We start from the raw sequence: 11,507 nt of genomic DNA, 5'->3' as shown, positions 1-11,507 counted from the left end.
CCCTATGTCTGAACATCACCGACCTAATGAACTGCGATGCTCCCTGCGACGCTTCAATCCAAGCGATCGCCGAGTCTGGCTCGTGCCGGCTCTGATCGTGCTGTCGGCGATGGCAGGGACCGCCTCGCCGAGTCGGTCGAAGTCGAAAGCCCCCGCTCCTGCACCCTCGGCAATGCAAACCGATGCGGCTCTCCCGGAGATCCTAATAGGGGCGACCCGCCGCGACTTCGGTGATGTGTTTGCCGGAGAGGAGCTCGAACAGAACTTTCCCGTTCGCAATGTGGGAACAAAGCCGCTCGAGCTTGCGGAGAAACCGACGCTGGGTATGCGACCAACCGCGCCGGGTTACCCGGTTACAGAGGCGGCATGGCGGCCGCACGGCGCATTACTCAGTCGAACGGTGGCGGCGGTGCGAGCGGCGCCGAGTTGATGCCCGCCCTCCGACTTTTACTTCGAGAGAGTCGTCCAGCCTGGTCAGGTTGGCACCATCTTAATCAAGGTTCACACCGCCGACCTCCGCGGCCCGTTTGAGCATACCTACGAGCTTAAGACAAACGACCCGCGGCATCCGTTCATCAAGATCACGTTGCTTGCGAACATAAAACCGCTGCCCGAGTACGTCAAACGCATAACGACGGCAAACGTGGGGCGCGGAGAAATTGACGGCGCATTCCAGATTTGGCCGACGGCGCAGCCGGCGATCACCGTCGAACCCGGTGAGCGGGTAGCCATCGCGCTGAGGATCAAGGCACTCGCGCCGGAAGCCGGCAGCTTGAAGCTTGCGCCAGATGCGCCCGACACGTGGAAGCTCAGGCGCGAAGGTAATGGTGGGGACTACTGGCTGGACATACCGATCGGACCCGCGAGCGAATCTAGTTCACGCGTGGTGCCGTTTGTTGTGGAGCTGAGCGAGGGTCGCTCTCGAGAGATTCGGGTGCGATTGACGGTAAGCGTGCCGGCGGAGAACCTTGTCGCAACGCCTCGGTCCATTGACTTCGGCGAGATTTCTTTGGCTAGCCCGAAAGGCGCGCTTAAAAGGGTCGGCGTTAGAAAGATAGTCGGTTCCTTTCACATCAAAGCGCTCTCATCTACTTTGCCTTTTCTGAAGGTGGAGCAAGCGACGATTATCGAGGGCAGCAACTACATCATCAGAGTCACAATCGATCCAACCAAGTCTCTGAAGACCGGGATTCATGAAGGCGTCATACTCATTGAGACCGATGAGGGCAAGCGCCTTGAAGTCCCAGTGAAGGTGAAGCTGATTGATCGCTGAGCTCGATCTGCTAGATAGAAGCCTCGTTTGCGCAAAGAAGCAAAAACCCATTCCGCACATCGAGCGCTTTCTGGCGAAGGTCAATTCCTTGACACTCCTGTGGCCCGGCTATATGCTCAAAACTCTGTTAAGCATAGCTTCCCAGTAGTCATTTCTAGGCACATTCAGGAGGGATTCGAGCCGATGGACCCCAAGAGAGTTTTGCAGTTCGCAGTCGACGAGCAGGTGAAGTTCGTCGATATCAGGTTCACAGACCTGCCCGGCGGTTGGCATCACGTCACCGTGCCGATCAACCAGTTCAATGAAGATACGTTCGAGTCAGGCATCGGCTTCGATGCGTCGAGCCTGCGCGGCTGGGCCTCAATAAACGAGTCGGACATGCTGCTGATCCCCGACGCAAGCCGCTTCTGGATCGATCCGTTTTTCGAGGAGCCTACGCTGTGCATGTTCGCCAATGCGGTCGATCCGATGACCAAAGAAGGCTATGAGTTCGATCCGCGCGCGGTGGCGATGCGAGCCGAGAATTATCTCAAGTTCACCGGAATCGCCGATGTCTGCTACTTCGGTCCTGAAGCTGAGTTCTTTATCTTCGATCAAGTCAACTATCACAACGAAGTGAATAGTGCAGGCTATCACTTCGACTCGTCGGAGGGCATTTGGAATTCCGGCCGCACCGAAGACAATCTCGGTTATCGCGTTCGAACCAAGGAAGGATATGTTCCAGTCCCGCCGGTTGATTCGCTGCACGATCTACGCTCGGACATCGTCCAGAACCTCCAGGCAGTCGGCATCGAACCCGAGATGCATCACCACGAAGTGGCAAGCGGCGGCCAGTGTGAAATCGACTTCCGTTTTTCGACCTTGTTGGGCACTGCAGACAACGTGATGTTGTTCAAATATGTCGTCAAGAACACGGCGTTCTACTACGGCAAGGCGGCGACCTTCATGCCCAAGCCGATGTTCGGCGACAACGGCAGCGGGATGCACTGCCACCAGAGCTTCTGGAAAGGCGACAAGGCGCTGTTTGCCGGCGACAAATACGCGGGCATATCGGAGATGGCGTTGCACTATGCGGGCGGAATCCTGAAGCACGCGGCGGCGATTGCGGCGCTTGCGGCTCCGACAACCAACAGCTACAAGCGGCTGGTTCCGGGCTACGAGGCGCCGGTAAACCTGGCTTACTCGCGGCGCAACCGCTCGGCGGCGATTCGCATTCCGATGTACTCGCAAGCGGCCGGGGCGAAGCGGCTCGAGGTTCGCTTCCCCGATCCGTCGTGCAATCCTTATCTCGCATTTGCTGCGATGATGATGGCTGGACTGGATGGAGTTCAGAACCGGATCGACCCGGGTGAGCCGCTCGACAAGGACATATACGATCTATCGCCCGAAGAGCTTAAGGACGTGCCCACGCTGCCGGGTTCGCTTGACCGTGCGCTCGACGCCCTGGAGGCTGACCACGACTTCATGCTCAAGGGCGATGTGTTCACCGAGGCGCTCGTCGAGCGGTGGATAAGCTACAAACGGACGAAGGAAGTCGATCCTATTCGCATGCGGCCACACCCGCTCGAGTTTCAGATGTATTTCGATGTTTAACTCGTCGAGCCGACATCTACGCAAAGAAACGCAGACCGCGCTGTCTGCGTTTCTTTGTTTGCGCGGAAAGTTAGTTGGTGCGATGCCACGAGCCGTTGCTGCGATCATACTTGTAGGTGTTTCGGCCGCGCACATCCAGGCCGTTGAAGATACAAAGCCCGCTGTTCGGCTGAAGGGTGTCTCCGTCAAACGCATCGATTGGAAGGACCGAACCGCCGAGACTGAGCTTTCGATCTCGATAGACAACCCCGGCCCGGCGTTCAAGCTGAAGGATATGAGTTATCGCCTGAAGCTCAACGGCCAGCAAGCGGGAGAGGGAAAGTGCGAACGAGGGATCGAGGTTGCGGCTCATTCAAGCACAACGGTCAATCTCCCAGGGCGCGTTGACCTCTCAGCACTCCCTGGCGTCGCGTGGGGCATCATTGCCGGCGGCTTCGACGTTCATTACGAACTCGAGACGGAGTTCACCGTTCCGTTCTTTCCCTTGTTCACTCCTAGAATGAAGTCGTCCATCGCCGGCGATCTCTCGCTGGCCGGGACCGTCTCGGGATGGACGGCCAAAATCAAAGAGCGCATATCGAGAGAGTGATGGACGAAGCAGATACCCTCGCAAGCCTCTTGCTCTTGAAGCTCGAAGAACAGATCGAGCGAGCCGAGCATCTGATCACGCTAATCCCTGGTGACAAATTGGAATGGAAGCCGCAAGCGGATGCGCTTCGCGTCTGTGATCTGCTGGGTCATCTGCTCGAATGCATGGCGGGATTCTGCGCGACCCTGTACGCGGTCGACCCAGAACGACTCTCGCACTTCGATCGCTTGCGGGACCTGCCGGTGAATCACTGTTGCGGACTCGAAGAGGCGACTGAGCGATTGCGCGATTATGGATTGCACATAAGAGAGGGCTTCGGGTTCCTCGACGATGATGACCTTGCGAGACGGGTTCCGACTGGCTTTGTTCCCGCAGGCGAAGCAGTGATGACCGTGCTGTTGGGAAACCTCGAGCACTTCATCAATCACAAGTATCAGCTTTTTTTCTATCTCAAGCTGCTGGGAGTTGGCGTGAGTACAGGCGACCTCTATCGAGTGCGATAGCGCGGCTACTTGATCTTCACGACCGGTTGATCAGGATGCGCCGGATTGGGGACTAGCCGCCTATTTGCGCAATCCACGTGGAGATCGAGTGTCTCGAGAACCGTCTGCCCGATTATTACCTCGTCCCCGAGAACAAGCGCATCTTCGATTGTATTTCGCCCCTCGATATCAATCTCCACGGGCTCCGTCACTCCGACGGTCTCTTTGCGCCCATCGGCCAGCTCCACAACTCTCCGTCCCCGGATTGCGAGATCGAGTTGCTGTGCTACGTGAGGAGGGATCACCGTGCGAACCGCGCCTGTATCAACCAGAGCGTCAGCTCTGTAGGTATGCACCTCGTCCGCCTTGAGCTTGCCCCGGCGCACTAACACCTGATCGGTCGCATTGGTGAGTGTCACGAAAGTTCGTACTTCCCCCATCGTACCTCCTGCTGTTTCTCTGTTATCTGCAAGCTCGATTCACCTCTGAGCGCTTGGAACGGTCGATCGTTTCCTTGGTGGATCTCGATCAGCACTCGGAAGTAACCCGAAAGCATCGAGTAGCGGCCCAGGTAACCGACAGTATATCGCGCTTAGTTAACTCGTCAAATCAGGTCAGGCTTGAAATATTGACATTTCCTGATATTGCATTGGCAAATGTCAATATCTCAAGCCTGACCCCTCTGGGATGTTTAGGGAAGACTATTCTCAGTTGGTTTCTCAACCGGATAGCCGGCGTTTATCCAGCCGTTGGTCCCACCGACTACGTTGTAAATCTCGGTGAAGCGATGGCGTTCAAGGATGCTCGTCGCAGCGCTAGAACGATAACCGCTCGCGCAGATTATGGCGGTCGGCATCTTCGGGTTCAGCGTTGAGAGCTGCTCTTCGAGGTGCGCGAGCGTCACGTTGATCGCGCCCGGAACGTGCCCGTTGTTGTACTCACCCGAGCGCCGGACGTCCACCACCTGAGGAACCGCTCCTTCTGCGATCCGATGATGAAGCTCATAGACCGGCATCTGAGGAATTGCTGCCGTCTCAAGCTCCGCTCGATCCCAGGCGTGCATCCCGCCGCCCAGGTAACCCGCAACGCTTTCAATCCCCACGCGCGCGAGCCGCATCACCGCTTCATCAACCGCAGCTAAGTCGTCGGCGATCAGAACGATCGGCGTTCCTATACCGATCAGCGTGCCGCACCAGGTGGCAAACTGCCCGCTGAGTGCGATGTTCAGCGCTCGTGGCACGTGGGCATTGCCGAACGCCGCCGACGATCGAACATCGAGAAGCATATGACTCTGCTTTGAAAGCGCGTTCACTTCTTCCGGTGCAAGCTCGTTGGGCCGTGGCAACTCTTCAAGGGCGGCCGCTCCCGTTCGATTGATCTCCGCATCGCGCGGGAAATAAGCCGGCGCTTCGGGCAGGTCGGCGGTCATCATCCTGACAAAGTCGTCTTTCAACATCGGCTGCAACGCATAGTTGAATCGCCGCTGCTCGCCGACTGTCGATGAAGTCTCCTTTGAAATATTACGCCCGCACATGGAGCCCGCGCCGTGGGCCGGATAAACCTCGACCCCGTCGTCGAGCTTCATCAGTTTGCCGTGCAAGCTGTCGTAAAGCATCGCAGCCATTTGCTCCGCGCTGTAGCCGCGCCCGCCCGCAAGGTCCGGCCGTCCTACGTCGCCGATGAACAACGCGTCACCGGTCAACACCTTCTGAGGCTGAGGCGAGACTTCATTGTCGATCATCAGAATCGAGATGCTCTCGGGCGTGTGACCGGGAGTCTCGAGAATGCGCAGCGTGACTCCGCCAAATTTGATCTCGTCGCCATCGTTGACCGCTCGATGAGGGAACGTCGCTCCGGACCTTGCGCCGAAGACGATGACGGCGCCGGTGCGTGCGGCAAGCTCGAGATGGCCGCTTACGAAATCGGCGTGCAGGTGAGTCTCGATGACGTGTTTGATCTTGAAGCCCTGCGCCTCGGCTTCGTTTATGTACTGATCGACATCGCGCTGCGGATCGACAACCGCGGCTTCGCCATCAGAGCCGATCAGGTAAGAGGCGTGCGCAAGACACCCGAGATAAAACTGTTTGAAATACATAGCCAACTCCCAACCACCCTTGTTTGCCGAAGCGGGAATCTACGTCATTACCCGGCCACAATCAAGCCATCAGGCTATTCACAGACAAACAGTTCTAATCGGCTCGACTTCGCGCAAGGCGTTGATACACAGTGCCGGAATGACTAATATTGACCGGCATGTCTTCGGACCTAACATTTCTTACCAGCGCTTCAGGCCCGAGCAGACCCGCGAAATCATTTTCAAAATGATGCTCGACTCGGAGATTCATCACACGGTTCAACTTGACGGCTCCGGCCCGGCTGACTACCGGTCGGTCGTCGCGTTCTTCGCAAGGCAACTCTTGAAGGACCTTCGTCTCGTCGGCGGATACGACGTGCTTTACGGAAGAGTGAAGACCTTCATGCGTGAGTATCTGTTCTCGCCCTCGCCCGTGAATCTGGAAGATCCAGTCGTGCTGCGAAATCTCTCGGAGCCGGAGGCCGGAAAGATTCTCTATGATTCGTTCAAGATCGCCATCAACTCTCTGACCATCGAGGACACCGGCACGACTCGCATTGAAGATCGAATTCGTCTCCGCAACACGCGCCCGTTTCGCACGGAACACCGGCCTTATATCGCCGCCCGCAAGTCGATCTTCACCAAGATCGTCGGCGAGCCGCACTCGGGTGGGTTTGAACTTTCATTCGCAGCTTTCCTCGAAGATGCGAACGATGTAGCTGCGTTCGCCAAAAACTATCTCGCGGTCGGCTTCAAGCTCGATTACGTGAAGGCGGACGGCGACCTTTCCAACTACACGCCCGACTTCATTGTGCGAACCGCTGATCGAGTCATCTGGATTGTGGAGACCAAGGGACGCGAGGAACTAGATCTGCCGCAGAAGATGGCGCGGCTGAAGCAATGGTGCGCCGACGCGACCGCCGCGGAAGAAGATGGCCAGCGTTACGATTTCGTCTTCGTGGACCAAAAGGGTTTTGAGAAACATGCGCCGGGAAGCTTCGCTGCGCTCGCCGCCAGTTTCACCGAATACAAAGGATGACAATGAGCAAAGACACCACCAATCCCGAAACTCGCATCGCCCTGTTCCAGAGCAAGGAAATCCGCCGCGTGATTCACAACAACGAATGGTGGTTTGTCATTACCGACGTTGTGGCGGTGTTGACGGATTCTGTCAATCCGTCCGATTACCTCAAGAAGATTCGCCAGCGCGACCCCGCTCTTTCCGAGGCCTTCAAAGGGGGGGGACAATTTGCCCCCCCCCTTGGCCTGCACTTTGACTCGCCCGGCGGACGGCAGTTGTTTCAATGCTGGAATACGGAAGGCATCTTCCGGCTGATCCAGTCCATTCCCAGCCCCAAAGCCGAGCCTTTCAAGCGCTGGCTCGCGAAGGTCGGTTATGAGCGCATTCAGGAGATCGAGGACCCCGAACTCGGAACCAAGCGTACACGCGCCCTCTACAAAGCTAAAGGCTACCCCGACGACTGGATCGAAAAGCGAATGCGCTCCATTGCCATTCGTGAGGAGCTGACCGGCGAGTGGAAGAATCGAGGCGTCGGCGAGCATCGCGAATATGCAATCCTCACCGCCGAAATCTCAAAAGCCGCCTTTGGCGTCACGCCGTCTGAGTACGCCGAATTGAAGGGTCTCAAGCGCCAAAACCTCCGCGACCATATGAATGATCTCGAACTGATCTTCTCGATGTTGGGCGAGGCTTCGACTACTGAGATCACCCGGACAAGAGACACACAGGGCTTCTCCAGGAATAAACAAGCGGCGCGAGAGGGCGGCACCGTGGCCGGCAATGCCCGCCGCGAACTCGAAAGGAAGAGCGGCCGAAAGGTCGTGACCGGTGACAACTTTCTCGCGCTGACAGAGCCGGCCAAGACAACCAAACCGCTGACCACCTCCAAAGCCGAACGGAAAGGATCGAAGAAACGCTGATCGTGCGAAGCCGACTTCGCCGAATACAAGTAAAGCCATGATGACTCTCCGACTACTCGCCGCCGAACCGACCACGCTGCCCATGCGGACAACGTGGTATTTGACCGACCTCGCCGAAGCGCGCGGCAAACAGGAACTGTTCACCCGCCAGTCGCCGCAAAAACTGAAGGTGCTTCGGGACCACGCGCTCATTGAAAGCACCATCTCCTCGAACCGCATCGAAGGCGTCGAAGTCGACAAATCTCGCATCACCACGCTGATTTTTGGCAAAGCTGCCCTCCGTGACCGAGATGAGGAAGAAGTGCGCGGCTATCGAGATGCGCTCAAACTTATTCACGAGCGCGGCCCGAAGCTGCCGATCTCCGAAGCTACGATCAAGAAACTTCACACACTTTCCCGCGGTGAAATCTGGGATGCAGGTAAGTACAAGGAACAGGGCGTCGACATCATCCAGACCTTCGCTGATGGCCGCAGCCGCGTTCGTTTCAGAACCGTAAACCCGAAAGAGACACCAAAAGCGATGGCCGAGATGATCGAGTTGTGGCAACGAGGCGTTCGTGAGAAATGGGTTCATCCGTTTGTCCTTGCCGCGGCTCTGAATCTTGACTTCCTCTGTATCCACCCGTTCCGCGACGGTAACGGCCGCGCTTCTCGTTTGCTGTTCCTCCTTGCTTGTTACCACTGTGGGCTGGAAGTGGGCCGCTACATCAGCCTCGAACGCCTTATCGAGCAGAACAAGGAACGCTACTACGAAGTGCTCGAGCAAAGCTCTCAAGGCCGGCACGAAGGCAAACACGATCCCTGGCCAACGATCAATTTCTTGCTCTACACCCTGACCCAGGCCTGCAAAGAGTTTGAGGCGCGTATTGATCAGGTTAAGTCACCACGTGGCGCGAAGACCGAACTCGTTGAGCAGGCGATTGAATCGATTGACGGCGAGTTTGGCATCACGGACTTGGAAAAGCTCTGTCCCGGCGTTAGTCGCGATATGATCCGTTGGTTGCTGCGTGATTTGAAGGCGGGCGGACGAATCGAGTGCCTAGGACGCGGCCCGGGAGCAAAATGGCGAAAGAGGGTAATAACTCTTTAAGAGGGTAATAAAGAGGGTACTAACTCTGAGTGGGGTAGTAAACAGGGCATTCGCTCAGAGAATGTTGCCAATTGGGTATTACCTGATTAAGCAGGTATTGAATTAGGTACTGGAAGGAAACTAGGTATTAAACTAGGTAACGAGATCCTATGCGACGACAGCACGACGCCGAAAAATATGAGCTCTCCGATGCCGAGAAGCGCGACCTCATCAAGCTGATCAATGAGGACAAACCGCTCCCGGAGAAATACCGGTTCATTCTTTTTGAGGACAAGCGCGAGGTCGAGCTTGTCTGGAACGGCAAGACTCGCGAAGTCTCAACGGCCATACTTCCGTTTCAGACGCTCGAACATATCGACGAACCGCGCAAAGAAGCGACCGAGCAGGAAGCCGAGCTGTTCGACACGCGCGGGCGTCAGCTCAAGGGCTGGACCAACAAACTCATCTGGGCGACAACAAGCTGATTCTCTCATCGCTCAAAGCCGGGGCGCTGCGGCGTCAGATCGAGGAGGCGGGCGGGCTGAAGCTCATCTACATTGATCCGCCGTTCGATGTAGGCGCCAACTTCAGCATGGACATCGAGATTGGCGGAGAGACCTTTCACAAAGAGCCGAACCTTCTTGAACAAATCGCCTACCGCGACACGTGGGGCCGCGGCGCGGATTCGTTCATCGCCATGATTTACGAACGCCTGATTCTCATGCGCGATTTGATGCATATCGAAGGCAGCATCTATCTCCATATCGGCCCAGCGGTAAACCACTTCATCCGCGGAGTTCTGGACGAGGTGTTTGGGCGAATGAATTCACGCCGCGAAATCATTTGGAAGCGCGTCTCTTCGCGTAGCCACGGCGAATACTATCCGGCGACACACGACTCGACCCTGTTCTACTCAAAGGCAGACGGCCCGGTCTGGAATCAACTCTACGAGCCGCTGAATGAAGACTACGTCGCGTCAAAGTACCGATTCACTGATCCGGATGGCCGGCGGTATCGCAAAGACAATTGCCTGAATCAAAACCCGGACCGCCCGAATCTCACCTACGAATGGAATGGACACATCCGCACATGGCGATGGACGAAGGACAAGATGAAAGGGCTGCACGAATCAGGTCGCTTGATCTACACGAAGAGCGGGATTCCAGAATATAAACGCTACCTCGATGAATCGGACGGCCTCGCGCTTCAATCCGTTTGGGCAGACATCAATCCTGTTAACTCTCAAGCTCGCGAGGACACAGATTATCCCACGCAGAAACCGGAAGCTTTGCTTGAGCGGATCATCGAAGCCAGCAGCAACGAAGGGGATCTCGTTGCCGACTTTTTCTGCGGCAGCGGCACAACGGCCGCCGTAGCTGAAAAGCTCAGCCGCAAATGGATCGCCACTGACCTCGGCAAGTTCGGCATCCACACGACACGCAAGCGGCTCATTCAAGTGCAGCGCGACTTGAAAGCCACCGGCAAACCGTTCCGCGCTTTTGAAGTCTTGAACCTCGGCCGTTACGAACGTCAGGTTTACCTCAACGTCTCCGGCCGGCTCACCGGCAAAAAGAAGCAGCAGGCGCTCGCACTCAAGGAACAGGAATTCCGCGAGTTGATCCTGAAGGCCTACCGCGCCGAGCCTCTGCCGGAAGCGGGCTTCTTCCACGGCAAGAACGCCGGGCGGCTCGTCGTCATCGGTCCAATCAATCTGCCAGTCGGGCGTCTCTTCATTGAAGAAGTCATCACCGAATGCCGTAAGCGCGGCGCAACGCGCGTAGATGTGCTGGCGTTCGAGTTCGAGATGGGCCTGTTCCCCGCCTCGCTCGACGAAGCGAAGCAAAAGGGAATTGACCTCGCGCCCAAAACGATTCCGCCCGAAGACTTCGACAAGCGCGCGGTCGAGAAAGGCCAGGTGCGTTTCTTTGACGTGGCCTATATCGAAGTCACTCCGCGTTTCGATCCGAAAGACAAGCTCACGCTTTCGGTGGAGCTGACTGATTTCTCGGTCTACTATTCGCAAGGCATCGCGGATTCGATCGCTGCCGAAATGAAGAAGGCAAGAGCGAAGTCGTCTGCGAACAAGGCCAGCTCATCAAGCTGAGCAAAGACAAGCAAGGCATCATCACACGTGACGTTCTGACCAAGCAGTGGACGGATTGGGTGGATTACTGGGCGGTGGATTTCAACTACGAAAGCCGCAAGGAGATCATCAGCGCTCCGCACACCGCCTTTTCCGATAGCAGATTGCCCGGCGTGATTCAGCCGGACGGCGAGCTTATCCTATTTGAAGATCAGTGGACCGGCGCATACATTTTCGAGAACGAATGGCAAAGCTTCCGCACCCGCAAGAAGCGCGATCTCGAATTGCTCTCCGCCCCGCACACGTACGACAATCCGGGCCGATACATCATCGGCGTGAAAGTGATCGACATCTTCGGTAACGACACGATGTCACTCATCCCGGTAAATGTGTTCTAACTCAA

At 56.6% G+C, this 11,507-nt stretch carries 10 protein-coding genes and 1 pseudogene; 9 read left to right on the top strand and 2 right to left on the bottom strand.

Features of this window, described 5'->3' with window-relative positions:
• The first annotated feature begins 82 nt into the window (after positions 1–82).
• The 5 genes from AABO57_06995 to AABO57_06975 all read left to right on the top strand — a co-directional run bounded on the left by AABO57_06995 (position 83) and on the right by AABO57_06975 (position 3,958).
• Positions 83–430 (top strand): hypothetical protein, encoded by a 348-nt coding sequence (locus AABO57_06995; GenBank protein MEK6285469.1) that lies wholly within the window; start codon positions 83–85, stop codon positions 428–430.
• A gap of 156 nt (positions 431–586) precedes the next feature.
• Positions 587–1,273, top strand: coding sequence for a hypothetical protein (locus AABO57_06990; GenBank protein MEK6285468.1), 687 nt, complete (start codon positions 587–589; stop codon positions 1,271–1,273).
• Positions 1,274–1,456: 183 nt separating this feature from the next.
• Positions 1,457–2,866: a type I glutamate--ammonia ligase gene (gene glnA, locus AABO57_06985; protein ID MEK6285467.1), complete on the top strand. Its 1,410-nt coding sequence runs from the start codon at positions 1,457–1,459 to the stop codon at positions 2,864–2,866.
• Between the two features lie 82 nt (positions 2,867–2,948).
• Positions 2,949–3,455 (top strand): LEA type 2 family protein, encoded by a 507-nt coding sequence (locus tag AABO57_06980; GenBank protein ID MEK6285466.1) that lies wholly within the window; start codon positions 2,949–2,951, stop codon positions 3,453–3,455.
• Positions 3,455–3,958: a hypothetical protein gene (locus tag AABO57_06975; GenBank protein MEK6285465.1), complete on the top strand. Its 504-nt coding sequence runs from the start codon at positions 3,455–3,457 to the stop codon at positions 3,956–3,958. The genes AABO57_06980 and AABO57_06975 overlap by 1 nt, the downstream gene beginning before the upstream one ends.
• A 5-nt stretch (positions 3,959–3,963) precedes the next feature.
• Here AABO57_06975 and AABO57_06970 read toward each other — a convergent pair whose 3' ends face one another.
• Both AABO57_06970 and AABO57_06965 read right to left on the bottom strand, forming a co-directional pair.
• The gene (locus AABO57_06970) at positions 3,964–4,377 is read right to left on the bottom strand and encodes a retroviral-like aspartic protease family protein (protein MEK6285464.1); all 414 of its coding nucleotides are present in this window, start codon (positions 4,375–4,377) and stop codon (positions 3,964–3,966) included.
• A gap of 251 nt (positions 4,378–4,628) precedes the next feature.
• Positions 4,629–6,032, bottom strand: coding sequence for a rhodanese-like domain-containing protein (locus AABO57_06965; protein ID MEK6285463.1), 1,404 nt, complete (start codon positions 6,030–6,032; stop codon positions 4,629–4,631).
• On the opposite strand from AABO57_06965, the gene AABO57_06960 reads away from it, so the two are divergent.
• The 4 genes and pseudogenes from AABO57_06960 to AABO57_06945 all read left to right on the top strand — a co-directional run bounded on the left by AABO57_06960 (position 6,022) and on the right by AABO57_06945 (position 11,502).
• Positions 6,022–7,050: a hypothetical protein gene (locus AABO57_06960; protein ID MEK6285462.1), complete on the top strand. Its 1,029-nt coding sequence runs from the start codon at positions 6,022–6,024 to the stop codon at positions 7,048–7,050. The genes AABO57_06965 and AABO57_06960 overlap by 11 nt on opposite strands.
• Positions 7,051–7,052: 2 nt before the next feature.
• Positions 7,053–7,952, top strand: coding sequence for a Bro-N domain-containing protein (locus AABO57_06955; protein ID MEK6285461.1), 900 nt, complete (start codon positions 7,053–7,055; stop codon positions 7,950–7,952).
• Between the two features lie 37 nt (positions 7,953–7,989).
• A complete protein-coding gene (locus tag AABO57_06950) occupies positions 7,990–9,042 on the top strand; it encodes a Fic family protein (protein ID MEK6285460.1) in 1,053 nt (350 codons plus the stop codon).
• A gap of 149 nt (positions 9,043–9,191) precedes the next feature.
• A pseudogene (locus AABO57_06945) lies at positions 9,192–11,502 on the top strand (site-specific DNA-methyltransferase).
• Positions 11,503–11,507: the final 5 nt, after the last annotated feature.

The sequence above is a fragment of the Acidobacteriota bacterium genome (assembly GCA_038040445.1).
GTDB lineage: Bacteria > Acidobacteriota > Blastocatellia > UBA7656 > UBA7656 > Onstottus_A > Onstottus_A frigus.
This window is presented reverse-complemented; position numbering and strand designations above follow the sequence as displayed.

Excerpts from the sequence above, each read along its gene's own strand:
- glnA (MEK6285467.1), top strand. The coding sequence starts at position 1,457 with ATGGACCCCAAGAGAGTTTTGCAGTTCGCAGTCGACGAGCAGGTGAAG.
- AABO57_06980 (MEK6285466.1), top strand. The coding sequence starts at position 2,949 with ATGCCACGAGCCGTTGCTGCGATCATACTTGTAGGTGTTTCGGCCGCG.
- AABO57_06975 (MEK6285465.1), top strand. The coding sequence starts at position 3,455 with ATGGACGAAGCAGATACCCTCGCAAGCCTCTTGCTCTTGAAGCTCGAA.
- AABO57_06970 (MEK6285464.1), bottom strand. The coding sequence starts at position 4,377 with ATGGGGGAAGTACGAACTTTCGTGACACTCACCAATGCGACCGATCAG.
- AABO57_06965 (MEK6285463.1), bottom strand. The coding sequence starts at position 6,032 with ATGTATTTCAAACAGTTTTATCTCGGGTGTCTTGCGCACGCCTCTTAC.
- AABO57_06955 (MEK6285461.1), top strand. The coding sequence starts at position 7,053 with ATGAGCAAAGACACCACCAATCCCGAAACTCGCATCGCCCTGTTCCAG.
- AABO57_06950 (MEK6285460.1), top strand. The coding sequence starts at position 7,990 with ATGATGACTCTCCGACTACTCGCCGCCGAACCGACCACGCTGCCCATG.